The following is a 24,442-nucleotide window of genomic DNA, read 5'->3' on the forward strand; positions in this document are numbered from 1 at the left end:
CCTGCCTGATCCACGGAGCCTGACGGACCGGACGGTCCGTCAGGCATGCGGGGCCGCCTCGGCGACCCGGGCGGTGAAGCGGCTCGCGGGCGTGGCGATGTGCACCGGGCCGTCGAAGACCCGCTCGGCGTCCTCCCGACGTGCCCGCAGCCAGGTCGGCTCGGCGGTCACGAAATGTGTCAGGACGAGCTGGCGCGCCTCGGCCTCGGTGGCGGCCCGCGCCGCGTCGGTGGCGCTGAGATGGCCGTGGTCGGTTGTGTCGGTCAGCTCCAGCGTCGCCTCGGCGAGCAGCAGGTCGACGTCCCGGGCGAAGGGCACGAGATCCTCGGTCACCCCGGTGTCGCCGGTGTAGGCGATGCTGCCGGACGCGCAGTCCACCCGCGTGCCGCAGTTGGGCACGGCGTGGCGCAGCTCGTGCACCCCGACCGTCGCGTCGCCGACGACGAAGGTGTCGCCCGGCTCGTACTCGCGAACGTCGAAGGCCACCTCGAAGGCACGGTCGAGCAGCGGGATGGTGGTGACGGGGAACAGCGCGGCGAGCGCGCGCAGCCGCTCCCGGCCGCCGCGCGGCACGTACAGCGGCACCGGGGCCCGCTGGACCTGCGTGGCCAGCTCGGGCAGTGTGGGGAACAGCTCGGCGAACCGGCCGTGCCCGGCCAGCAGGGTCTTGCCGACGGGCAGCAGGTCGTAGCAGTGGTCCAGGTGCAGGTGGCTGATGACCACGGCGTCGAGCCGGCGCGGATCCATGACCGCGCTGAGCGCGGTGGCGGCGCCGGGGCCGCAGTCCAGCAGCAGGCGGGCCGCCTCGGTCTCCACCAGGTAGCTGGAGCTGCACTGGCCGGCGGCGGGCATCCCCGACCGGCACCCGAGGACAGTCAACTCCATGGTCACGTCCATTCTGTTCGGACCGGCCGCGCGGCCGGCACCGTCGGTGTGCCGCCGCCGGGTCACGCTCCGCCGCCTGATGGGCGCGTGCCACGGCCGGCACGGCCACCGGACGGCCCCATGGCCTCCTTGTACGGCGCGGCGGATCGGCGGGGCGACCAGGTGAATCTGACCGCTCGAGCGATGTTGCGCGCCGGGCCGGTTCTCGGCAACGCATGAATGGCGAACGAGCAATTCGGGATGCCAATCGCCGGGCACCGCACCGCACCGCACCGCCCGCCGGACGGGGACCCGGGGTCAGCTCTCCTTGACCGGTGCCGGTGCCGGTGCCGGTGCCACCGCCGCGGGCGGGCCGGGCTCGGTGAACGGGCCGGCGGCCTCGAGGCAGTCCAGGAAGGCGCCGACCACGGGCTGTGGGTCCGGGCGCCACACGGCGTACATGCCGACTGTCGGGGTCGGGTCGACCAGGCGCACCGCGGCGAGCCCGTGACCGGGTGGGTGCGCGCCGCGCGCGGCCGAGGCGAACCCGACCACCGGCTTGGTGGTCACCACGATCCCGGTCGCGCCGGAGTCGTCCACCTCGTCGGAGACGGTCAGCGCGATGCCACAGCGGTCGGCGGCGGCGAGGATCGCGTCGTGCATCGCCGGGCTCTGCTCCCGCCGGAACAGGACACACGGCTGGTCGGCCAGCTCCCGGAAGGGAACCTCGGACCGGGCCGCCCAGGGATGGCGCCGGCTGACCACCGCGACCAGCGGCACGGTGAGCACCCGCTGGGAGCGCAGCTGGGCCGAGGGCGGCCCGGCGAAGACCAGCGCGACGTCAAGCCGTCCCTCGGCCAGCGCGGACAGCTGCGGCCCGCTGCGGGCCTCCCACAGCGTCGTCGACACGCCCGGGTACTCGGCCGCCAGGCGCAGCAGCGTCGGCTGGAGCACCCGCTGGCCGGCGGGGTAGTTGAAGCCGATGCTGATCATCCCCGTCCGCCCCGAGGCCGCCTCGCGGGCGACGGTGACGGCCCGCCGGGTGGCGTCGAGCAGCCGGCGGGCCTCCGTCTCGAAGGCGCGGCCGGCGGCGGTCAGCTTGACCTCGTGCGAGCTGCGCGAGACCAGCTCGACGCCGATGTCGCGTTCCAGCCGCTGAAGCTGCTGGCTCAGCGAGGGCTGGGCCAGGTGCAGGCGGGCCGCCGCGCGGCCGAAGTGAAGCTCCTCGGCGATGGCGAGGAACGACGCGAGATATCTCAGTTCCATCGCCATCCTCCCGCTGGGCGCCGCTCACGTTACCGGTGGGCGCTAACCGCCGGTAACGCGCACGTGTGGACGGCGGAACGGGAACGTGGCATGTCGTCGTGGATCATGCCGGGCAGCGTGGCGGGACGGTCAGCCGCGGAACCGCACGGGCAGCTCGGCCAGGCCCCTGATCAGCAGGTTCGGCTTGTAGGGCGGGTTGTTGTCGGTGATCTCGGCGTGGCTGACCCGCCGGACGAACGCGGCGAGTAGCAGCTCCATCTCGAGCAGCGCCAGCGGCGCGCCTAGGCAGTAGTGGTGGCCGAGGCTGAACGACAGGTGCCGGGCCGGGGGGCCGCCGGCGGAGGAGGTGAACCGCCGCACGTCGAGCCGGTCCGGGTCGGGGTAGGCCCGCGGGTCCCGGTTCGCGCAGGCGATCAGGGCGACGACGCCCTCGCCGGGCGCGAACACCCGTCCGGCCACCTCGAGCTCCCGCTTCGCCGCGCGGGTGTTGAGGTGGATCGGTGAGTCGTAGCGCAGCAGCTCCTCGACGGCGGCCGGGATCAGTTCGGGCTCGGCGCGCAGTAGGGCGAGCTGGTCGGGGTTGCGCAGCAGCGCGAGCATCCCGTTGCCGACCAGGTTCACCGTCGTCTCGTGGCCGGCGATGATCAGCGTGACGCAGGTGCCGAGCAGCTCGTCGGCGGTGAGCCGGTCACCGGCCTCCTCGACCTGGGCGAGGGCGGAGATCAGGTTGTCGCCTGGCTCGCGCCGGTGCCGCTCGACCAGCGCGCCGAAGTACTCCAGGAACTCGGGGATGGCCCGGTTGCGCTCCGCGAGTGCCTCGGGCGACATGAGCGCGTCGGGGTCGAACGCCCGGGCCAGCGCCTGCGACCAGACCTGGACGGCCGGGTGGTCGGCGGCGGGGACGCCGAGGATCTCGCAGATGACGGTCAGCGGCAGTGGGTAGGCGATCGTCTCGACGAGGTCGAACTCGCCGGCGGCGAGCGCATTGTCGAGGAGCTCGTCGACCAGCGCGGTGATCCGCGGCCGCAGCAGCTGCACGCTGCGCGGGGTGAAGCCCTTGCTGACCAGGCCGCGCAGCCGGGTGTGGTCCGGCGGCTCCATCCACAGGAACGTGGTGGGGAACGACTCCGCCGGCAGCGTCGGGTGCATCTGGTGGGCTTCCAGGTCGTGCCCCCAGTCCTGGTTCGCCAGGACGGCCACGCAGTCGGCGTGCCGGGTCGCGACGGGCAGCCCGAACGGCGTCGCGTGCAGCGCACCCGCCTCGCGCAGCCGGCTGTAGACGGGGTAGGGGTCGGGTCTCGTTGCCGGGTCGAACAGCTCGGCCAGCAGCGCGGTCGACTCCTCGCCGGCCGGCCCGGATGATCCGGTGCCGGCCGTCGGGACGACGGTGGACGTGGTCATCGCATCTCCAATTGCCGCACGGTTGTTACCGCGATAGCGCCTCGATGTATCGTCCGCTTTCCTTCTGTCCCCGGCGAGACGATTAACGCCGCCGATGGATCCATAGCGGACCGGTATCCGTGTTTGACGGCACCGGGCGACGGCGCAAGCATTCTCGCGGAAATGCGTGGACGAACCGCCGCCGGTGAACGGCGGCGCGAACGCGTCGGGCGAGACCGGTGCGGCGCGCGCGCCGCGCGCCGGCACGAGCCGGAAAGCGGCCGGATGCAGATGGAGGGCCCACGATGCACGACGCTCCGGCCGAGGTGGCGATCCCGGCGCCCCGCGCCGTCCCCGTTTCCTCACCCGTCGATCTCGTACCTGCCGATCTCGTACCTGCCGATTCCGTGGCCGCCGGCTCGACGGCCGCCGCCGCGCTCGCGGCGGGCACCCTGCACGCCGGCCTGGCCACGGTGGCGGCCCGCCATCCGGGGTTGCCTCTCGACTTCCCCTCCGCCGGAGCGTCGCTGACGCTGGGCGAGCTCGTCGCCCGCGCGGACGTCCTGGCGGCAGCCCTGACCGGTGCCGGGGTCGTCGCCCGTGACCGGGTCGGAGTGCTCAGCGACAACGCGCCCGACTTTCTGGTGGCCCTGGCCGGAGTGAGCCGGGCGGGAGCCGCCGCGTGCCCCCTGCCGCTGCCCGCCTCCACCCGTGACCTGCCCGGCTACGCCGCGCGGCTGGCGCGCGCGGTCGCCGTCGCCGACATCCGGCTCGTGCTGGTCGGCGGCCGGACGGCCCGGATGGCCGACCGCTTCGCCGGGGCCTTCGACGGCGTCCGCCTCGTCCGGGTCGCCGACCTCACCACACCGGCCGCCGCCGGCACTGTCCCGGCCACCGGCACCGCGCCAGCCGCCGCTGGCGGTGCGGCCCCGGCCGGCCCGGCGGTGGAGGTGTCACCCGACGAGGCCGCCCTGGTCCAGTTCACCTCCGGTAGCACCGCCGCCCCGAAGGGCGTCGTACTGACGCACCGCAACATCCTGGCCGGGCTGGCCGCGATCATCGGCGGCGTCGCGCTGACCGAGGTCGACCACGGCGGCATCTGGCTGCCGCTCTTCCACGACATGGGCCTGTTCGGCACGCTCGCCGGCATCTTCACCGGCATGCCGATGACCGTCTGGTCACCGGCCGCCTTCGTGAAGGACCCGGCCGGCTGGCTGACAGACTTCCTCGGCCGCGGCGGCAGCATCGCCCCCATGCCGAACTTCGCCTACGACCACCTGGCGGAGGCCGTCCCCGCGCCGCGGGAGGCCGGCCTGGACCTGAGCGGCTGGCGGGTCGCCTTCAACGGCGCCGAGCCGGTCGAGCCCGCCTCGGTCGAGCGCTTCCTCACCACCTTCACCCCGGCCGGCTTCGCGCCGGCGGCGATGATGCCCGTCTACGGGATGGCCGAGGCCACGCTGGCGGTGACCTTCCCGCCACCGGGCCGCGCCCCCGTGCACCGCTGGGTCGACCGCGACCTGCTCGCCCGCGACGGCGTCGCGCGCGACGTGCCCGCCGGCTCGCCGTCCGCCCGCGGGCTGGCCGGGGTGGGGCGACCGGTGCGCGCCATGCGGGTGCGGATCGGCGGCCGCGACGGCACCGGCGTGCTCGGTGACGACCAGGTCGGCGAGATCCAGATCAGCGGCGACGCGGTGACGGGCGGCTACCTGACCGACACCGGCGCGCAGCCGTCCGGCGCGTTCACCGCGGACGGCTGGCTGCGCACCGGCGACCTTGGCCTGCTGCGCGACGGCGAGCTCTTCGTCACCGGCCGGGACAAGGAGATGGTGATCGTCCGCGGGGTGAACTACTACCCCCACGACGCCGAGGAGGCCGCCCGGGACGTCCCCGGCGTCCACCGCCGCCGCTGCGTCGCCTACGCGGACCGCTCACCCGGGGGCGCCGAGACGATGGCAGTCCTCGCCGAGACCCGGCTGGTCGACGACACCGAGCGCGCGGCGCTGGCCGCCGCGATCCGGGTGGCGGTGACCGCCGCGCTGGGGCTGGCCGAGATCGCCGTCGCCCTCGTCGGGCCCGATGCCCTGCCGCGGACGTCCAGCGGGAAGTTCCAGCGCCTCGCCGCGCGCGAGGCATGCGTACCGACATGAGTTCCAGGCCCGTTTCCCAGGCAGGTGGAGGCCCATGCACAGCTACGACGTCTTCCGCCGATACGAGCGCCACGTGTGGCGGCTCGCCGACATCCCCTTCGACGAGGTGCGGCCCGAGCTCGTCCGCCCCGAGTATGTCCGGATCGCGCGCGGCGCGGTGATGGGCGAGGCGAACTCGATCGCCGCCCAGCACGGCTTCTTCGACGAGTTCGTCGACGACTACGACTTCTCCGCGTTCATCGCGCTGTGGGGCGGGCAGGAGCTCCAGCACCACTTCGCGTTCCGGGCCTGGCTGGACCAGATCGACGCCCAGGTGGAGCCGGGCGCGGTCGCGGCGATGCGGGAGCCCTACGCGCCGGGCACCACCCCGGCGGCGACCCTGGCGACCAACGTCATCTCCGAGCTGACGGTCAACCACGTCTACCGCGCGGTCGCCGCCTGGGTGGAGGAGCCGGTGCTGGCCGCCATCATGACGAAGGCGAGCCTGGACGAGGCCGCGCACGCCCGCGAGTTCATCCACTACACCCGGTGCCGGCTCGCCGAGCACCCGGACGAGCTGGCGTCCGTGCTGGAGACCCTGTTCGTCTACACCGCCGAGCAGCGCATCAAGCACCCGGTCGGCGTCTTCAAGGGCGAGCTGGAGGCCCTGCGCGACCACGACACCATCGACACCGGGTTCACCTACTTCCTCACCCAGGTGGCGACCGAGGGCGAGCTGGCCCACCTGCAGGACAAGATCCGGCGGGCCTTCGGCTCACTGACAGGCCTGGACCTGACCACCAACGCCCGGGTCCGCCGCAACCTCGCCGAGGCGCTCGGATGACCGCCCCGGCACAGGACGACCCGTCCGGGACGCTCGCCGACGCGCAGGAGCTCGTCGCGACCCCCTGGGCCGTCCTGGACGACTACCAGTGCTTCGGCTGCTCCCCGCACAACGCCAAGGGCCTTCAGCTGCGGTTCAAGGCCCTCCCGGACGGGCTCGCCACCGTCTTCCAGCTCGGCTCCGCGCACGAGTCCTACCCGGGCGTCGTGCACGGCGGCCTGGCCGGGGTGATCTGCGACGAGACGATGGGCAATCTCATCGTGCTGCGCACCGGGAAGCCGGCGTTCACCACCGCGATGCGGCTGCGCTACCTGGCGCCGATCCCGGTCGGCGCCCCGCACGAGTGCCGGGCGCGGATCGTCGGCACCGGGGACACCGGCCTGATCAACGCCGAGGCCGACATCCTCGACGCGACCGGCGGGGTCGTCGCCACCGCCCGCGCCACCTACCGCCCGGTCGCCCTCGAGGCGGCCCGTGACCGCATCACGCTCAGCGACGGCGACGCCGGCCGCCTGGCGGACGTCCTGACCGCGTCGGCCCCCGCGCTCGCCTCGGCGACCGCCGCCGCCGGCGCACCCGGCCCCGCTTCGGTGCCCGCCCCAGCCTCAGCCCCTGTGTCCGTGCCCGTTCCTGTTTCCGCTCCCGCGACCGCATCCGAGGAGTCCTGATGTCCACGACCGCCGAGCCAGTGCTCGTCACCGTCACCCAGATCGTCGCCACCGAGCTGGCGACCACCGCGGACGCCATCGACCCCGATCTCGACCTGCGCACCGTCGCCGGCGCCGACTCGGTGAAGGTGCTGCGCATGATCGCGCGCATCGAGCGCGCCTACGACATCGAGCTCGACGACGAGGACGTCTTCACGGTGACCACCGTCCGTGAGGTGACCGACGTCGTCGAGCGGGCGCTGGCCGCGGGCGCGGCGGCATGACCGTCGCCGCCGCGACCCCGGCCGGTACAGCGACCCCGGCCGGGACGGCGTCCGCCACCCCGGTCGGGGTCGCGGACACGAACCAGCACTACGACCTCGACCCGGAGATCTTCGGCCTGTTCCTGGACTCCCGCCGCAAGTACTCCAGCGGTCTCTACCGCTCCGAGGGCCTGACTCTGGAGGCCGCCCAGCTCGCCAAGCTGCGCTTCGTCGCCGACCGGCTCGGGCTGCGCGGCGGCGAGCGGATCCTCGACGTGGGCTGCGGCTGGGGCTCGGTCGTGCTGCACATGGCCGCCGAGCTCGGCTGCCGCGCCGTCGGGGTGAGCCCGGCCGGCCGCCAGCACGCCTACATCGCCGCCCGCGCCGCCGAGCTGGGCGTCGCCGACCTGGTCGAGACCCGCCAGGGCCACTTCGAGACCCTCGACGTCGAGCCGGCGTCGTTCGACGCGGTGTCGCTGCTCGGGTCCATCGTCCACATGCCCGACCTCGACCTGGTGTTCCGCCGGTCGCGGGCGGCGCTGCGCCGCAACGGACGGCTGTACGTCTCCGAGTCCTGTTTCCGCAACGCGGCCGCGCACGAGGAGTTCGACCGTCGCGGCGGCACCGAGTTCGTCCGCGACTCGATCTTCGGCTGGGGGGACATGCGCCCGCTGTCCGAGCTGGTCCGCGCCGCCGAGGACGCCGGATTCTCGGTGATCTCCGTCGACGACCTGACCGAGGACTACCGCCGCACCATCGACGACTGGCTGGTCAATGTCGCCGACCGGGCCGACCGGCTCGACGCGATCAGCCCCGGCCTGGCGGCGACCCTCACCCGCTACCTCCAGGTCGCCAACGCCGGCTGGGGCTTCACCACGAAGCACTACGCGCTGGTCTGCCAGAAGTCGCGCTGACGAGCCCGGGAGACGAACCGATGACCACGACGACGACCCGGGCCCCCGTGCTGCGCGGCCCGGTCGACGGGCCCTTCCTGGCCCCCGGCGACATGGCCGAAGCCGTCACCGACTTCCACCGCGCCGGCGCCGCCGAGCGCCGCTGGGACGTCGAGACCGCCGTCGACTGGACCGCGGCCGACGCCAACCGGCTCACCGACGGGCAGCGGTCCGCCGTCCGCTTCATCACCCTGATCGAGGATCACCTGCCGGGCTACTTCGCCGTCTACACCCGGCGGTTCCCGCTGACCGACGAGGTGAGCGAGCAGGACTTCGCCCACCACCGCGAGCTGTACCACTTCACCGTCCGCTGGGCGGTCGAGGAGGACAGCCATGCCCGCGCCCTGTTCCGCTACCAGACCGACTCGGGTATCGCCCGTCCCGACGACCTGCGCCGCGAGCTCGCCGCCGAGGGCCGCAAGCCCTTCGAGCTCCCGCACGACGAGTCGGTGGCGCTGTTTGCCTACGCGCTCGTCCAGGAGAAGGCCACCCAGATCTACTACCAGCAGCTGCGCTCCGTCGTCGGCGACCCGGTGCTCGCCGAGCTGCTCAACCGGCTCAGCCGGGACGAGGCCCGCCACTTCGCGTTCATGGCCGACATCCTGGAGCGGTACCTGCGGGTGTACGGCGACGCGGTGGTCGAGCCGATCCGGGACGTGATCGCCCGCTTCCGGATGCCGCTCGCGGACACGATGCGCGGCTACTGGCGCTGGGCGCTGCGGATCGCGGACGCGGCCCGCTACGACCACACCGACGCCTACGAGCACCTGATCCGGATCGTGAACCGCGCCGTCGACGCCCGCTCCGACCGGGTCGACGAGCTGACCCGCTTCGTGGCGGCCTGCCGCACGGCCGCCCCACTCCCGCTCACCACCCCCGCGGTGGGGCCGCCGGCCGCGGCCTCGGCGTGACCGCGCCCAGCGGCGGGGGAGCGCCCCGAAGGGCGAGCGTGCCCGGCGGCGGGAACGTGCCCGGGGCCGGGAGCGCCACGGTCGGTGGGGGAGTGGGCCGGCGAGGGCACGCCGTCGTGCTCGGCGCCAGCGTCGCGGGCCTGTTGGCGGCCCGGGTGCTGGCCGAGCACGTCGGCCAGGTGACGGTCATCGACCGCGACGACGTCACGCCCACCGCTGCCGTCGCCCACCGCGGCGGGGCGGCGCAGGGCCGTCACCTGCATGCCCTGATGGAACGGGGCCGCCAGATCCTCGACGAGCTGTACCCGGACTTCACCGCCAAGATCGCCGCAGACGGGGTGCCGACGGCGGAGACCCTCGTCGGTACCCGCTGGTACTTCGACGGCGCCCGGGTCACCCCGGTGCCGACCGGCCTCACCTCGGTGCTCGCCAGCCGGCCGGCGCTGGAGGCCGCCCTGCGGGCCGCGACACTCGGCCACGACCGGATCCGGCTGCTCCCCGGGCTCCGGGCGGTCGGCCTCGTCCGCGGATCGGGCTCCACCCGAGCCGCCGGGGTCGTCGGGGTGCGCGTCGAGCCGCCCGCCGGTGACGCCCCGGCCCGCACCATCGAGGCCGACCTCGTCGTCGACGCCACCGGCCGCGGGTCCCGCGCCTCGGAGTGGCTCGCCGACCTGGGCTTCGACGTCCCACGGGAGGAGACCGTCGGCGTCGACCTCGCCTACGCCTCCCGGACCTACCGCCGGCGGCCCACGGACCTCGGCGGCGACCTCGGCGTCATCATCTCGACGCTGCCGGGCCGGCGCGGCGGTGGCGCCGTCACCCAGGAGGGCGACCGCTGGATCGTGACCCTCGCCGGCATGCTCGGCGACCACCCGCCGGTCGACGTCCCCGGCTACGAACGGTTCGCGGCCTCCCTGCCCGCCCCCGACATCAACCGCCTCATCCAGGACGCCGAGCCGCTCGACGACCCGGTTCGCTACCGGTTCCGGGCGTCACGGCGGCTGCGCTACGACCTCCTGCGCACCCCGGCCGCCGGTTTCGTCGCGATCGGCGACGCCCTGTGCACCCTCAACCCGCTCTACGCGCAGGGCATGACCGTCGCCGCGCAGCAGGCTCTCGAGCTGCGGGCATGTCTGCGTTCGGGTGGCCTGGACGACCTCGCCGCACGATACTTCACGGCGGCCGCCCGGCCGACCTCCCGGGCGTGGTCGATCGCCACCGACTCCGACCTGCGCTACCGGGAGGTCGAGGGCCGCCGCGGGCCCCGCACCCGGATCACCAACGCTTACATCCCCCGAGTCCAGGCGGCGACCCGATCCGACCCTGTCCTCGCCCGCAACCTGCTGCGCGTGGTCAACCTTGTCGAACCCCCATCAGTCCTGCTCACCCCAGCGGCCGTGCTGCGGACCGCCCGACACGCACTTACCCGGCGTGGTCAATCATGACCTGTCGTGGACGGCTCTGGCTGCCCGCCTGAAAATGGGAGGTCACGAGGCCTGTGCTCACGGACGTTGCCACAAGGTACGGGCCTCGTATGGCAACGGAGCTCGTCTGGCCCGGTCGCATCGGCGCCGTGACCTGCGACGATGCTCAAGATCGGGACTGGTAGACCGTCCGCTTGTGCGGCGGTGGTCGGCAGGGCGCGACCCCATGGGGCCGCGCCGGGATACAGATGCTGTACGCGCTGGGTGGGGCCGACGACCAGATCACCCTGCACGCGATCGGCCCGGCGGTATGGGGCTGGACCGTTCCGGCTCTGCCAGACTGGCGCTGCTCGTCGAGCCCCTGCGCAACCTCGCCGCGCGGCTCGGATCACGGTTCATGCAGCTCAGAGCACGAGCAGGTACTTGCCGCCGAGGCGTTCCTCTGGCTCTTGACCTTGGCCCGGGGAGGCGGCCGACGGGGCGGGGCTGCCGTGGTGCCACGCTCGAGCGCGGACCATTCGTCGTAGTGGGCGTCGAACAGCTCAGGATGAATCGGGCGGGTCCGCCTTATGCGCTACTCGTACACTGTGTCGCGCGCCTCAGGGGGCGTCGGTGTACTTGCGGTACATCCCCAGGGGTCCCTCGACAACCTGGCTGCCGACACCTTCGATTCCGACGAGGAGCTCGACGAGTTCCTCGCGTTCGCCTATGCCGAGCGTCGTCGCGACGTTGCCTGAGCCGGCGCCGTGCAGCCTGTCGTTACTTGACACCGACATCGTCTCCCTGAGCCACAAGCGCAGGCTCGGCGGATCCGTGGCAACCCGCCTGATCGGCCGCCGGCCGTTGATTACGTTCGTGACCTTTGGTGAGCTCGCCAAGTGGACCGACCTGCGAGACTGGGGCAGTCGTCGACGTCAGGAACTCGCCGACTGGCTCTCAGGAATCCCTGTACTGCCTGGCGATGAAGCAGTTGCCGCTACCTGGGGCATACTCTCCGCATCCGCCACCCTGTTCGGGCTCGGTTTCGACACTGCCACCGAGGTCGGTATTCTTGCGCTGGCCGGCGGTGCGGCGGCGTTCGACCTGCCCTTCCACTCGATTCTGGTGCTGTCGATCCTGTTCGCCGCCGGTATGTGCCTCATGGACACGTCTCTACGCGGCCGAGAACGTCGGTCGACGTGACCGCGGACCTTGAAGATCAGTGGGGATCGCTGCTGGCGACGCTCGGCGCGCTACCGGGGTCGGCCGGCGGATCGGAGATGAGGTCGGCCAGCAGGTCGTCGAGGACGGCCTCCTCCTCAACCCGATAGCGGTGCTCGCTAAGGGCGTCGCTCAGGTCGGGGTCGAACCGGGCGTCGACGGGGCGTCCCGTGAGCCCGGCGAGCCCGGGCCGCAGCGCCCGCTCGTAGTGGGCGCGGTCGTACCGCCAGGGGACGGCGCCAAACCGGGTGGTGACGGTGTTCGCGATGGCCAGCCCGCCCCAGTCGAAGTCGCCGTGGTAGCGCAGGACGGCGCCCGCGTCGGCGAGCAGGCGCAGCAGCGAAGCGGCGGCCGCAGCCGGCATACCCCCGACGCAGACCAGCGGCCGGCACCCGGCTTCGAGCCGGTCCGCGGCGGCGCTCACGACCGCCGGGTTCTCGCAGACGAACACGGCTACGCCGGCCAGCGCGTCCAGGATCGGTGGGTCACGCACCAGCTGGCGCAGCGACAGGTGCACGGGCTCACCGGCCGCCCGCCACAGGTCCAGGACGCGGCCAGTCACGCTGTGCCGGTCTCCGGGCAACCCGAGCGTCAGCACGGGCAGTGCCAGCTCGCTGACGAGGACGCCGACCGCGGCCCAGGCCTCCCGCCGCCACTCGGTGGACCGCGCAGTCCGACCCGCCAGCTCGTCCGGACCAGCGCCGGCATCGTCGGCATCGGCGCTGATCGACCGGCCGAGCAGTGCGACGGCGTCGAGCACCAGGGTGGACAGGGGACGATCGGCGTCCAGGCCGTGACCGTCGCCCAGCACACGGGCGGCGAACACCGAGATCGGCGCGCCGTCGGCCGGCAGCGCGCCCAGCACGGATACAGCCGCCGCCATCAGCGCCTGCCCCTCCTCCAGCGAACCGGCGAGCCGGCGCAGCAGACCGGTGGTGCCAAGCCGGTCCCGCCAGGCCCCGAGGACCGGGCGAGCGTCCACGAGAGGATCGGCCAAGGCGAACACGGCCCGCCAGCCGCGGGCCGTCTCGGCGGCGAGCGCGGCTCGGTCGACGATGGGACCGGTGAGCGCGACGACGGCGGCCGCGAGGCTCGGCGCGCATCCGCTGCGCCGCACGACCGTGTCGAGGTCGTCCACGTCGACCCGCAGGGAACGGCCCGACCGAGGGCGGCGTCCCAGAAGTCCGGCGAGGGCAACGCGCTGCTGCTCGGACGGGTCCGGCAATGTGAGCTCGCCGGTGAGGGACCCGCCCCGCTCCAGCCGGGACCGCGCCCGCGTAATGATCCACTGGGTCGGCGGCCCGAACAGCCGGCCGAGCCGTTCGATGTCGACCGTCCCACTGACGGCTGTCCCGACCTCGGTCAGGTCGGAGCCGGTCACATTGTTGTAGATCACCGGCTCCGTGCTCACGGCTCGTCCCACAGAGTGTTCTCGGCAGGTGCGGTGGCGCCGGGTTCCCTCGCCCCGGCAACAGTGGCAACACCGGCGGGCCGCTTGACGCCGGCGGGGAGGCGCTGGCGGCCGTCCCAGCGCCAGCGGGTGACCAGGACCGCGTCGATGCCGTCCCGCCGGGACAGCTGGCTGATGGCGAGGCCCGGGACGGTCGGGTAACAGCCCCATTCCCGCTCGCTGGTCATGACGACGTCCATGTCGAAGACGGCGAGCAGGCCAAGGCAGGACGCGCGGGCGTCGTCGTCGACGCCGGCGAACGCCTCGTCGAGCATGACGAGGCGGGGCGCGTGTGGGTTGCCGGCCGAGCGGTAGTGCCCGGAGGCGGCCGCGAACAGCGGAATGGTGACGGCCAGGGCCCGTTCGCCGCCCGAGGCCGGCCCGGACGCCGAGCGCCACTGGCCGTCGGAGAAGCGCTGCACGGCGAACACGTGCCAGCGGCGATAGTCGAGGGCACGGCCGAGGTGTTCCAGCCACGTCCCGCCGGCGTCCTGGTCGCGCTCGGCCTTGATCTGCGCCTGCAGGAACGCGCCGACGGCTTCCCGGTCGGCGGGTGACCAGGCGTCCGAGACCTGGCGCAGCAGGCGGTCCCGGGCGGGGCCCAGGCCGGGTGGTGCGTCCGGGCCGGGGCGCCACTGGAAGCGCAGTTTCATGCCGGTGCTGTTGGGCCGCTCGTCGAGCTCGGCGTTCATCCGCTCGACCTGGTGCTCGGCGTCGCTGATCAGGTCCTGGAGATGGCTGGCGACCTCGCTGACGAGGTGGTTCTCCAGGATGGCCCGTTCCCGTTCCGTCAACAGGCGACGCCGGTCGGTGACCTCGACGCCGAGCGCGTCGGCCAGCTCCGCGGGGCTCATCACGCGGGTGCGGAACGTCGCCTCGACCACCCAGCCGTCGTCGGTGAGCGTCGCGGCGGCGTGGTGGCCGTGGCGGCTCATCACCTCCCGCAGGGTGCCGTGCTCGGCCGCGATGAGCTTCTGCACCCGGTCCCAGCCGGCGTCGGAGTCGTCGACCTCACCGACCGCCGCCTCGATCTGGCGGGCGAGGCGCACTGCCGGGTCGGGCGCCCATTCCCGGCCGGTGTCGGGGAACGTCAGCTCGGGCAGGGCGATGGCCAGCAGTCCGCCCGCGGCGAAGCGGCGCAGCCGGCCGGCCGCGTCCCGGCGCTGCTCGCCGAGGTCCGCGACCCGGCTGGTCAGGCCGCTCTCCTGCCCGCGGGCCTGGCCGACCGCCTCGGCGATCGTCAGCCGGAGCTGGCCGAGTTCCCGGCGGCGGACGGTGGCGGAGTCCAGACCGCGCTGGGCGGCGGCGAGCTGGCGCTGCACCTCGGCGACGGCGGTGCCGACCGTGCGTTCCATCGTCTCGAACGCCGTGCGGGCCGACAGGTACTCGCTGCGGGCGCCGGAGTGCTGGATCTCGCGCTGCTCGACCTGCTCCTGGGCGTCGGCCAGGTCCTGCTCGGTCTGCGCGAGCTGGGCCGCGGCGCTGATGCGTTCCCGCACGGCGGGCCACAGCGCGGACAGGGCGACGCGGTAGGCGACGAGCGCCTCGCGGGTCTCCTCGAGCTCGTCGGTCGCGACGGGCAGGCCGAGCTGGGCGGCGGTCTCGTCGCGTTCGGCCCGGGCCTGCCGGAACGCGTCCTCGGCCTGCTCGGCGGCCCGCACGGCCGTCTGGTGGGAGGCGTCGGCCATGCGTCGGTCGCGGTCGGCCTGGCGGGCGGTGGCGAACGTGTGGCGGGCCGGGGTGTCCGCCGGGAGGCCGGCCACCTCGTCGTTGAGCGTGGCCCGGCGCTGGCGCAGGGCCGTGCGGGCCGCGCCGTGCTCGGCGATCTCGCGGTCGAGGGCGGCCAGCTCGGTGTCGATGTCGGTGAGGCGGTTGCGGCGGGCCAGCTCGCGCGCCGCGTGCCCGAGGTAGCAGGCCGCCGGTTTGGTCCAGGAGCCGCGCAGCCGCCCGACGCGGAACCGCCCGTCCGCGGCGACCCAGGTGTCGCCGACACGATCGACGGCATCCGGATCCACCACGCCGGACGTATCCGCAGGGACGTACCCGACGCGGGCTAGGACGGCGGCCACGATCGCGTCGGGGACGGCAGCCGCGGCCGGGTCGGAGCGGTCGACCGCTGGACACAACACCGCGCCGAGATGGTGGTCGCCGACACGGCCCGCACCGGCGCCGTCGGCGACGATGGCCACGTCGTGTGTGCCGGGGGCGAGCAGCCGCCCGTCGGGGCAGAGCCAGGCGTCCAGCAGCCCAGACGCCTCCAGCGCCGCCTCCAGCCCGGCGATCTCCGCCGGACCCAGCGGCGGGGAAGCTGACAGGGCCGGCGCGGGCGTCGGACCTGCCTCGCGCGGCTCGATGAGCTGCCACAGCGGCGCTCCCGGCCGTCCGTCCCGGTCGGCAGCGCGGGTCGGCGGGGCCGGCGGGGACAGCCGTGCACCCTCGGCCAGGGCGCGGCGCTCGGTGGTCAGGATGCCCACCCGCGCCTGTGCCTCGCCGACGGCGGTACGCAGCCGCTGGTCGGCGGCGCCGAACTCGTTCTCCAGCTCGCGGGCGCGCCCCGTGACCGCGGCGACCAGCGGACTGTCCCCGTCGAAGCCGTCCAGCCAGTAGGCCACCGCGGCGAGGACGTCGTCGAGGGTGGTCAGGCGGAGTTGTTCGGCGCCCTCGAGGTGGCGACGCGCCGCGTCGACGAACGCGGCGGCGGCGGTCTCCCGGGCCGCCTCGGCGCCGGCTACGGCCTCGGTCGCCCCATCGAGGACCGACCGGGCCTCGTCTCGCTCCCGCCGCCGGTCGGCCGCCCGCTCCTGGGCTCGGCGGTCGGCCGTTATCAGGCCGGCGACCAGCTTGACCGCGTCCTCGCGGCGTCGGGTGACATCCTCGGCCGCGCGCCGGGCGGCCGAGGAGGCCTCCTCAACCCGCTCAACGGGAGGACCGTCGGGTATGTGCAGGGGGGCGAGTAGCGCCTGGTGCTCGGCGCCGACGCCAGCATGCTCGGCACCGGTGCCGGCGGCATCGGCCGCCCGCTCCAGCGCGGCTACGGTCGCCTCGACCCGCCAGCGGGCGTCGGCGGTCCGGCGGGCGAGGCCGTCGCGCCGGGTCGTCACGGCCGCAAGTTCGGCCCCGGCCCGGTTGGCCACGCGCTCCAGGTCGGACATCCGCTGCTGCAGCCGGACGAGTTCGCGGGCCTGGTCCATCTCCGGGCGGGCGGCGAGGGTGTCCCGTTCGGCGGTGAGCGCGGTGATGCGCTCCTCGTTCTCCTTGTCCTCCCCGTCCACCCGGATCGCCTCGGCCTCGACCCGCTCCCGCTCCGCCCGGACGTCGTTCAGCTGGCGGGACGCCGACTCGTAGGCGGCCTGGGTGGCGCGGGGCTCGCGGGCCCGGCGCCGCGCGCTGATGCGGGCGTAGCGGCGATAGTGTCCGAGGAAGGCGGTGGCGGCCTCGTGCGCCTCCTCGAACCCCTGCAGGTCCGACTGTTCCTGCTCGAGACCCCGGAACGCCTCGGCCGCGTCCGCGATCACCGCCTGGTCCAGCGGGGTCAGCGCCTCGGTCAGGGCCGCCGACAGGGCCCGCTCGTCCGGCTTTTTCGACAGCTGCGGCTGGCGGAGCGCGATGAGCAGATTGACCAGCGCGTCGTACCGTTCCTCGCCGAGGCCGAAGAACGCCTCGTCCAGGGCGCGCCGGTAGCGCGACGCCTGTTCGTAGACGTTGCCGCGCGGGCCGAGGGCATCGCGCAGCCGTTCCTTCGTCAGCGCGGTCCGGGTCGGGCCGACCAGGTCGAGATCGACGCCGACACGGGCGTCGGCGATGAAGAACCAGGTGGTGACCGACCCGCGGCCGGCGACCGCCTTCAGCCCGGCCCCGATCGTGCGGTACTCGGCGGCGCCGGACGTGTCGAGCCGGCCGAACTCCAGCCAGCTGTAGCCGAGGCGCTCCGGGTAGGGATGGCGCCCGCCCATGAGCAGGTTCCAGTCCATCCGCTTCTTCGGGTCGCCGTCGGGTTCGACGCGGTGGGCCGACACCTCACCGTCGAGCAGGAACGGCAGCAGCATCGCAAGGACCTTGGACTTACCGGTGCCGTTGTTGCCGCGCAGCAGCAGGTTGCCCTCGTGGAAGTGGAATTCCTCCTCGTCGTAGAGGAAGACGTCGACCAGCCCGGCGCGCAGCGGCTGCCAGCGTTCGGTCGTCGGCTCCGTCATGCCAGTGACTCCTGGCCGCCGCCGTCCCGCAGATCGCCGAGCGCGAACCGGGCGAGCGCCGGCAGGGCGAACACGTCGTCCCCGCGCCGGCGCAGCAGGCCGAGGGCTCGCATCCGCGACAGCGCCCGGTCGACCAGCTCGGCCTCCGCGTCGGGCTCGGTGACGCCCTTGCGCCAGTGCTTCTGGTGCTGGGCGATCAGCTCGCGCATGTGGGCGTCGAGGTCGGCGACAGCTATCGGCTCACCTGGGCCGAGACGGGTGCCCTCGCGGGCGAGATGCTCGGCGAGCAGGAGGGTGGCGTGGCCATCGGTGCCGTCCTCGGGCATTCGGGTGTCGGTGAGGTCGCCGTCGGGGTCGACCATCGCGATCCCCTCCGCGCGGACCTCTGCGACCAGGCCCGTCGCCTCGGTGATCCGCCGGGTCAGCACGGCCCGCTGGCTGGTCAGGTAGGCCCGCTCGCCCTCGTCCAGATCCACGTAGTAGACGACCGGGTCGTCCAGCAGGCGCCGGGTCAGCGCGTGGCGACGGGCCAGGTTGCGCGCGTCGTCGGTGTCGGCCGTCAGTTCCTCGACGACGGCGGCCAGCCGGCCTTCCACATCGGCCGGGCCTGGGATGTCGCGGACTGTCGAGGGGCCGCGCCGGGTCACCAGCATGCCGGCCAGCGCCCGGCGGTCGAGGTCGTAGAGGGCGTCGCCGGTGCCGGTGGTGAAGGTCGTCTCGTCACCGGCGACCCGGCGCAGCACACCGAGGTCAAGGAGAACGCGGACGGCCGCCACCAGGTCGGCGCGCTCGTCCCGGCTGTCGAGGCTGAAGCTGACGCCCGCCTCGGCGAGCTCAGGGGCGGCGCAGCCCATCATCACGTCGTCGGCCAGGCTGCCCAGGGTGATCTGGTTGTCGGCCCGTTCCAGGCCGGCCAGGGCCAGGCAGAGCAGGACGTAGCGGCGGCGGCCGAACGGCTGCTGGGCCGATCCTGCCGTGGCCGGGCGGGTGCCGTCGGTCAGGTCGGCCGGGATCTTGGCCAGTCGGGCCACCTCCGGGTCGACCCGCAGCGACCAGCCCGTCTCTCGGGTGAACCAGTCCCGCAGCCACGTCTGGTGCCGGCGGACGAGGCGGAAGGCGTCGGCGTCGGGACCGTGCGCGACGAGCAGCGGGCGGCGCAGGATCGCGCGCATGGCCCGGCGGCGCTCGGCGGCGCGCTGCGCGTCAAGTGCGTCGATGACCGCTGTCGACGACGACCCGGGACGCGACCCGCGCGGGATGTTGCGGCGCTGGGTGGTCACGCCGTCACCGCCGTCGCTGTCAGCAAGTCGTGGATCTCCAGGAGATGGTCGGGGCCGGTGAACAGGCCCGCGCTGGTGGGCACGGTCGCGATCACACCGTCGTCGGTGGGCGTGAGCGAGATGGACAGAGTGCCGTCGGCGCTGCTGGTCACGACGCTCAGTTCCCCCGGCCGGCGGCGGGCGAGGGCGTCCCCGAGGACGGTCAGGAACAGTCGGAAGGTCGGGTCGTCGAGCTCGGCCAGCTCGGACAGGCGCACGGGTTCGCCGGTGGCGAGCTGGCGGCGCGCGGCCCGCACCACATCCTCCTCGGCCGCCAGTCTCTCGGCCAGCAGCCGGCGCTCGGCCGCGCGGTCGCGGACGCGGTTGGGTGCGCCCCGGCGTTCGTACCGCCCGGTGCGCCGCAGCCGGATGTCGACGAGAATCGGAGGCGCCTCGCTCCACGGCGTCGACGCCGGCACCGGCTCGGCGTCACGGGCCTCCACGGTCGCCGCGTCGACCGTGAGGTGGCGGGCCGGAGCAAGCCCGAAGCACACCCGCCATAGCCGGTGGGCGTCGTCGTCGTTCGGGGCCTGCGCGAACCAGAGCGCGAGCGCACGGAAGTCCGCCGACCGGTCGCTGCGCCCCGACCTGCGCTCGTTGAGGACCAGCACCACCGACAGCAGCGCCGGCACGGCGGCCCGAGCCCGCTCCCGCAGGAGGCGTGACTGAGGCGGATGCGTCCGATCGCCGACGAACCAGTGCCGTAACCCCTCCCACCGCTCCGTCCACAACGCCAGCCGATCGCCGACGACCCCGCTCGCCAGCGGCTCGGCCGGCTCCCCCTGCGTCAGCTCCGGCTGCGACGTCAGAGCCGGCTGCGACGGTGTCGGCGGGGGCGGGTGGTCGAGGTCGGGTGCCGCGTCGCGGGCCTCGCGCTCGGCGACCGCCCGCAGCAGGCGGGACAGGTCGTGCTCCTCGATCTCCCGCAGGACGTCGACGATCCGCGCCGAGGTGACGACGAGGTCGCGGATGAACCGCTGGAGATAGTCGATGAGCTGTTCCTTGTAGGCCAGGAAGACGTCGAGGTCGGCGTCGTGCAGATCGATGGTGCGCTGCAGCGACCCCATGAACGCCTGGGCGTTGTCCGCCAGCCCGCGAAAGACCCCGGCCAGGTCACGCAGCAGCTGGTGCGCCTTCGCCGCATCGATCTCCGGTTCCGGCAGCAGGGCTAGCAGCGCCCGCAGCTGGCTGTGGATGTCGGACAGGGCGACGGCCTGCAGCTCCCCGCGCCGGCCCAACGCCTCGTCAAAAGCCTCCAGCGCGGTCTCGGTGGCCTCGCCGGCGGGCGTGAGCTGGTAGAGGAATCGGGGGCGGTTGAAGTCCTCGACGGAGGTGACCCGGCTCGTGTCCGGATCGCCGCGCAGGTTGCCCCAGTCGACCAGGCTGCGTAGCTCGGCGCTCACATCCGTGATGCCGCCGAGGTCCAGGCCGTCCAGCCCGTCCCCGTCCTGGCCCGGCTCGCGGGCGAGCATTTCCAGGACGTCCTCGGGGCGCAGGTGGACGTTGAACCTGCGCTTCGCCCGGACGAACGTGCGCATGATGGCGCGGTACAGCGGGGCCTTCTCCACTGTCACATGGGCGAAGGGCCCGAACCGAGAGACGTTCGCGGGCCGGTCGCGGCCCCCTGCCCGCTCCGACGCCGCGACCCCCGCCACCCGCATCAACCTCCCGGCTGCCTGTCAGCGTTCACCCCGTCGCACCACGCCCACCCCGACATGTTTCCGACGGGTCCACAGATGGACACCCAGCGTACGCATCTGCGTCGAGATCACCCGCGCCGCCTCGTGACGACGACCGCACCGACGGCTCCTCGGCGCAGCTCTGGCACCCGCTTCCCGACGATAGCCCCGGCACATGACAGAAGTTGGGACTCGCCGGCGGCCGGCGTGCATAGCGGTGGGCGGATAGGTCATGATCGAGAAGTGACGGAAGCGCTGAGCGCCGGGGAGGACATCCGGCTCACCGTGCCTCTCTACAGCCTCGCCGAGGCCGCACGGTGTCTGGCTCTACGGCCGACGACTTTCGGCAGGTGGGCACGGGGCTACACCTGGGTCACCCAGGGCGGCCGGCAGGTGCGCAGGAGCCCGGTGGTCACGGCGTTGCCAGCACCGTTCCGCGGGGGGCCGTCGGTGCCGTTCATCGGCCTGGCGGAAGGGCTGGTGCTTGCCGCGTTCCGCCAGGCGCATGTCCCTTTGCAGCAGATCAGGCCGGCGTTGGAGTTCCTGCGCGACGAGGTCGGCCTGGACCACGCGCTGGCCAGCCGCCGCCTCTACCTGGCCGGGGCGGAGCTGCTGTGGGACTACGCCCAGCACGACGACGCCGACCCGCGCGCCGCCCGCGGTGTCCGTGAGCTGGTTGCCATCCGCAGCGGCCAACGGGTCTTCGCCGAGGTCGTCGACCGTTACCTGCGCCTGATCACCTACGCCGACGACGACCTGGCCGAGCACATCCAGCTTCCCGGCTACGAGACCGCGATCCTCGCCTCGGGTGCACGCTGCTTCGCCCTCGCACGACAGGACCTCACTGGCTGTCAGATGGCTCAACGTCTCATCGACAACAGGGAGGAGATCCTCCGCGTCGCGCGCTCCCGACCTGGGCCGTATTTCTTCCACGTCCACCAGGATCGCGTCGATGAGATGCCTCTCGTCTCCAGGAGACCGGCGAACGGGTAGCGCTCCCCAACCGTAGCCGCCGCGAGGAAGCAGCAAATGCCGGCGGTATCGACATCGCGTTGGCGATGCATCGTGGAGATTCAAGCATCAAGCGAGACGACCGCACGATGGTCGTTTTGCTCGGTATCGCCTCTACTGGGAGCTGCACCTACTCTGGCAGAGTTGCTGTTCAAGAAATCTGAACGTCGGTAGTGACCATCAGGATTGGGTTCGAGAATCACCAGGTGCCCGACATCTCCCTGCGCCCCTGCCGCGCCGTCCAGAAGCTCCCTGAGCTGCTGACGAGTGTAGACCTCTCGACCGCCGGAAAGCTCCCGACCGTCGCGGATGTCAAGGAAGACGGCGGGCAGGCGAATCAACTGTGGCCAGCGATCCCGACCGCACCGGTCGAGAATCGACCAGAAGTCTCGCCAGCGGATCACCTCCGGATCGGCCGCTTCAAGTCCCCATCTCGGTTCGGATTTGCCGGCGAAACGCACCAGCGGCCGCCGCTCGCCTCGTTTCTCCGAACCGTGCAGTGCAAGCTCCTTGCTCATGACGTCCGCGACCTGCTCGGTGGTCATCACGACCATCCAGTTCGCGAACCACAATTCCTTACCCCTGCGGTATCCGAGTTCGGAGACGGCACGGCCTGTCTTGGCGGCGGCCTCGCCGAGATCTCCGGGCCAGTCGGCACCCGGCCGGGGGAAGGCGTAGAATGGTTGCTTTCCCAACGGTAGACGCCGATACTCCCAGAGCTGTCCGAGGTCGACCTCCACCTCGTGGACGCCGCGACGGACGACTTCAGTGGTCTTCAGCTCGATCTGTACGATCTTTCCGGGTCTTGACGGAAGTCGACCGAACTGGATGTCCTCCCCCCTCGCGGGCCACCAGAGGGCGGCCTTCGACCTGTACCGGTATGTGATGTACTGGCTGGCCCAATGCTCTAGCGTCTTTTCCGGTACAGATCGGGTCACATACTCATAATATAGGCAGGTCGACGCGTCCACATCGGTCGATGAGGTCAACTGCCTTGGGACAGGGCGCCTGGCAGGTGGCGGCGGTGATCGCCATGCCGGTCGGGGTGAGCCGCTCGAAGGCGAGATCCCCGGGAGTGGACGGGATACCGCTCCGGCGGAGGGCAGCGTGTGCAGCCGGGCGATCCCGGCCGTGCCCTCGGGCAGCCGGGCCTTCGTCAGCCGCCTGCCTGTCTCGTCCTGCACATCCACGTCGTGGTGGTCCTCCGCCCAGTCGTCCCGACGAACAGCACCAGGTCTCTCCCGTCTCTCGGCGCCAGGCCCGGCAGCCAGCGGGAGATCCACCACGCCCTAATGGCCAAGTGGTCACGTCACGCTCGACGGCCACGACATCCCATCTGTCAACGACGGCTGAATGTGGGATCTGTCCCTGATCTTGTGATCGAAGTGGACCCGGGCGCCGTCAGGTCGCGAGGAGAACTCGTTTGCGGAGCAGGTCGAAGTTCGCCCGGCCATACATCTGCCGCTTGATCATTTTGATGCGGTTCACGGTGCCTTCGACCTGTCCGGAGCTGTGCGGCAGGGTCAGCCCGTTGAGGACGGCGTCGTGGTCGCGCAGGAGCCCGCGGGTGAAGCGGTGAAGTTCGGACAGGTCATCGGCGTCGACGGCGGCGATCCACCCGTTGAGCCGCTCCCCGTGACGACCGGTGAGCATCTGCGCGAACGCGGTGACATGGCCAGCGGTCTTCCGGAGGTCCTGGCAGCGGTGAGGACCTGCTGTAACGCGAGGGTGTCCTGTTCATCCAGGTGCTCGGGGTGGGTGAGGATCCACCGGGTGACGGTGCGAACCTGCCGTGCCTGCCGTGCCTGCCGTGCCGCCGGAGCGGCTGTGCTGCCGCCCGCGCGTAGCGGGCGCAGGTAGGCCAGGATCACGGCCTTGCTCCCGGTGTAGCCCTGGTCGCGGATCTCCTGGAACAGCTGGCTGCCGTTGGTGATCCCGGCGTTGACCCGCTCGGTGAGGTAGGGCTCCCACGGCTGCAGGATCGAACCGCGCCCGTCGCGGGCCTTGGCCAGGACGTCGTCGACGCTGGTGGCGCGGTAGTACTTGCGGACTGTTCCTCGGGCCAGGCCGAGTCGGGCGGCGATCGGTTTGATGCCCACGCCTGCGGCTTTGAGTTCCTGGACGGCGGCGTGCCGCTCGCGGGCGTGTCGCACGAACGCCCGCTGCTCGAACTGGGCGTCCCGCGCTGCGGCCACCGCGTTGTCGAGGCCCACCCGCGGCTTGTCCGCAGCCTCGTCGGTGGCCGGTGGTTGCGCCAGGCAGGAACGGTGCCGGGCGACCGTCGTCTCGACGTATCCGGCGAGATTGCTCCACAGATGGAAGCGGTCCGCCACCTGCACGGCGTCCGGGGCACCGGTGCGGGCGCCATCGGCGTAGGCACCGGCCCTGTCCCGGCAGATCACCTGCGCGCCGGGATGCTCGGCCAGCCAGCCGGCGAACGTCGCCGCGTCCCGGTCGGGCAGCAGGTCCACCGGCCGGTGGCTGTCGAGATCGATCAGGACCGTTCCGTAGACCCGACCCCGGCGCAGCGCGAAGTCATCCACCCCGAGGACCGTCACCACCCCGATCTGCGGGTCGGACAGGGCCCGGACTCGGCGTAGCAGCGTGTTCCGACCAGCGGGAAGCCCCATCCGGCCGGCGAGGCGTGCTCCGGCTCTGCCCGCCAACGCCACCCCGATCGCCTCGATCATCCGACCGGCGAGCGGGGCGAACCGGGCATGCGGACTCGTCAGACCCACGACCTGCTCCGCGAACGTCACCCGCGGACAGCCGGCTGTCAGGCAGCGGAACCGCCGGACCAGCAGATCGATCTCGACCTGAGCACCCGCGATCGCCGCGTCGACCAACCGCCGGCGATACCGCCCGTGGACCCGCTCCGAGACCACCCCACACCCAGGGCACCCACCAGCAGC

At 72.8% G+C, this 24,442-nt stretch carries 19 protein-coding genes and 1 pseudogene; 9 read left to right on the forward strand and 11 right to left on the reverse strand.

Annotated features, from left to right (window positions below; all coding sequences use genetic code 11):
- Positions 1-39 precede the first annotated feature (39 nt).
- From FRANEAN1_RS19240 to FRANEAN1_RS19250, 3 genes are all read right to left on the reverse strand, one after another.
- A complete protein-coding gene (locus tag FRANEAN1_RS19240; protein WP_049795975.1) occupies positions 40-885 on the reverse strand; it encodes an MBL fold metallo-hydrolase in 846 nt (281 codons plus the stop codon).
- Between the two features lie 297 nt (positions 886-1,182).
- Positions 1,183-2,130 carry a LysR family transcriptional regulator gene (locus FRANEAN1_RS19245; protein ID WP_020461488.1) on the reverse strand — a complete coding sequence of 316 codons (948 nt, stop codon included), beginning with the start codon at positions 2,128-2,130 and terminating at the stop codon, positions 1,183-1,185.
- Between the two features lie 129 nt (positions 2,131-2,259).
- A complete protein-coding gene (locus FRANEAN1_RS19250; RefSeq protein WP_020461489.1) occupies positions 2,260-3,531 on the reverse strand; it encodes a cytochrome P450 in 1,272 nt (423 codons plus the stop codon).
- Between the two features lie 284 nt (positions 3,532-3,815).
- Between FRANEAN1_RS19250 and FRANEAN1_RS19255 the strand changes: the two genes are divergently transcribed.
- The 7 genes from FRANEAN1_RS19255 to FRANEAN1_RS19285 are packed head-to-tail and all read left to right on the forward strand — an operon-like array spanning position 3,816 to position 10,699.
- Positions 3,816-5,657 (forward strand): AMP-binding protein, encoded by a 1,842-nt coding sequence (locus FRANEAN1_RS19255; RefSeq protein WP_020461490.1) that lies wholly within the window; start codon positions 3,816-3,818, stop codon positions 5,655-5,657.
- A 34-nt stretch (positions 5,658-5,691) separates the two neighbouring features.
- Positions 5,692-6,480, forward strand: coding sequence for a ferritin-like domain-containing protein (locus FRANEAN1_RS19260; RefSeq protein WP_020461491.1), 789 nt, complete (start codon positions 5,692-5,694; stop codon positions 6,478-6,480).
- Positions 6,477-7,148 (forward strand): PaaI family thioesterase, encoded by a 672-nt coding sequence (locus FRANEAN1_RS19265; protein WP_020461492.1) that lies wholly within the window; start codon positions 6,477-6,479, stop codon positions 7,146-7,148. The genes FRANEAN1_RS19260 and FRANEAN1_RS19265 overlap by 4 nt, the downstream gene beginning before the upstream one ends.
- Positions 7,148-7,411, forward strand: a complete 264-nt coding sequence (locus FRANEAN1_RS19270; RefSeq protein WP_020461493.1) for an acyl carrier protein — start codon at positions 7,148-7,150, stop codon at positions 7,409-7,411. The genes FRANEAN1_RS19265 and FRANEAN1_RS19270 overlap by 1 nt, the downstream gene beginning before the upstream one ends.
- Positions 7,408-8,304 (forward strand): class I SAM-dependent methyltransferase, encoded by an 897-nt coding sequence (locus FRANEAN1_RS19275; protein WP_020461494.1) that lies wholly within the window; start codon positions 7,408-7,410, stop codon positions 8,302-8,304. Before FRANEAN1_RS19270 ends, FRANEAN1_RS19275 begins: the two co-directional genes overlap by 4 nt.
- Before the next feature lie 20 nt (positions 8,305-8,324).
- A complete protein-coding gene (locus FRANEAN1_RS19280; protein ID WP_020461495.1) occupies positions 8,325-9,254 on the forward strand; it encodes an acyl-ACP desaturase in 930 nt (309 codons plus the stop codon).
- Between the two features lie 38 nt (positions 9,255-9,292).
- Complete coding sequence (locus FRANEAN1_RS19285) at positions 9,293-10,699, forward strand: FAD-dependent oxidoreductase (RefSeq protein ID WP_020461496.1); 1,407 nt, start codon at positions 9,293-9,295, stop codon at positions 10,697-10,699.
- A gap of 578 nt (positions 10,700-11,277) precedes the next feature.
- Here the strand turns inward: FRANEAN1_RS19285 and FRANEAN1_RS42375 are convergent.
- Positions 11,278-11,448 (reverse strand): hypothetical protein, encoded by a 171-nt coding sequence (locus FRANEAN1_RS42375; RefSeq protein ID WP_198145333.1) that lies wholly within the window; start codon positions 11,446-11,448, stop codon positions 11,278-11,280.
- 238 nt (positions 11,449-11,686) lie between these two features.
- Here FRANEAN1_RS42375 and FRANEAN1_RS42380 point away from each other — a divergent pair.
- Positions 11,687-11,827 (forward strand): annotated as a pseudogene (locus tag FRANEAN1_RS42380) (HoxN/HupN/NixA family nickel/cobalt transporter); the annotation flags it as partial.
- Positions 11,828-11,876: 49 nt separating this feature from the next.
- On the opposite strand, the gene FRANEAN1_RS19295 reads toward FRANEAN1_RS42380, so the two are convergent.
- The 4 genes from FRANEAN1_RS19295 to FRANEAN1_RS19310 are packed head-to-tail and all read right to left on the reverse strand — an operon-like array spanning position 11,877 to position 20,495.
- Positions 11,877-13,289 carry a TIGR02679 family protein gene (locus FRANEAN1_RS19295; protein ID WP_049795701.1) on the reverse strand — a complete coding sequence of 471 codons (1,413 nt, stop codon included), beginning with the start codon at positions 13,287-13,289 and terminating at the stop codon, positions 11,877-11,879.
- Positions 13,286-17,521, reverse strand: coding sequence for a TIGR02680 family protein (locus tag FRANEAN1_RS43700; protein ID WP_020461500.1), 4,236 nt, complete (start codon positions 17,519-17,521; stop codon positions 13,286-13,288). Before FRANEAN1_RS43700 ends, FRANEAN1_RS19295 begins: the two co-directional genes overlap by 4 nt.
- Positions 17,518-18,801: a TIGR02678 family protein gene (locus FRANEAN1_RS19305; RefSeq protein ID WP_020461501.1), complete on the reverse strand. Its 1,284-nt coding sequence runs from the start codon at positions 18,799-18,801 to the stop codon at positions 17,518-17,520. The genes FRANEAN1_RS43700 and FRANEAN1_RS19305 overlap by 4 nt, the downstream gene beginning before the upstream one ends.
- Complete coding sequence (locus FRANEAN1_RS19310) at positions 18,798-20,495, reverse strand: TIGR02677 family protein (RefSeq protein WP_020461502.1); 1,698 nt, start codon at positions 20,493-20,495, stop codon at positions 18,798-18,800. The genes FRANEAN1_RS19305 and FRANEAN1_RS19310 overlap by 4 nt, the downstream gene beginning before the upstream one ends.
- 267 nt (positions 20,496-20,762) lie before the next feature.
- On the opposite strand from FRANEAN1_RS19310, the gene FRANEAN1_RS19315 reads away from it, so the two are divergent.
- Positions 20,763-21,512, forward strand: coding sequence for a hypothetical protein (locus tag FRANEAN1_RS19315; protein WP_020461503.1), 750 nt, complete (start codon positions 20,763-20,765; stop codon positions 21,510-21,512).
- Positions 21,513-21,592: 80 nt separating this feature from the next.
- Here FRANEAN1_RS19315 and FRANEAN1_RS41265 read toward each other — a convergent pair whose 3' ends face one another.
- The 3 genes from FRANEAN1_RS41265 to FRANEAN1_RS19325 all read right to left on the reverse strand — a co-directional run bounded on the left by FRANEAN1_RS41265 (position 21,593) and on the right by FRANEAN1_RS19325 (position 24,415).
- On the reverse strand, positions 21,593-22,501 hold the full coding sequence (locus tag FRANEAN1_RS41265; RefSeq protein WP_157472710.1) for a hypothetical protein: 909 nt from the start codon (positions 22,499-22,501) through the stop codon (positions 21,593-21,595).
- 430 nt (positions 22,502-22,931) lie between these two features.
- A complete protein-coding gene (locus tag FRANEAN1_RS43705) occupies positions 22,932-23,144 on the reverse strand; it encodes a transposase (protein WP_347177241.1) in 213 nt (70 codons plus the stop codon).
- Positions 23,054-24,415 (reverse strand): ISL3 family transposase, encoded by a 1,362-nt coding sequence (locus tag FRANEAN1_RS19325; RefSeq protein ID WP_347176675.1) that lies wholly within the window; start codon positions 24,413-24,415, stop codon positions 23,054-23,056. Before FRANEAN1_RS19325 ends, FRANEAN1_RS43705 begins: the two co-directional genes overlap by 91 nt.
- Positions 24,416-24,442 lie beyond the last annotated feature (27 nt).

This window comes from Parafrankia sp. EAN1pec, from assembly GCF_000018005.1.
Lineage (GTDB): Bacteria > Actinomycetota > Actinomycetes > Frankiales > Frankiaceae > Parafrankia > Parafrankia soli.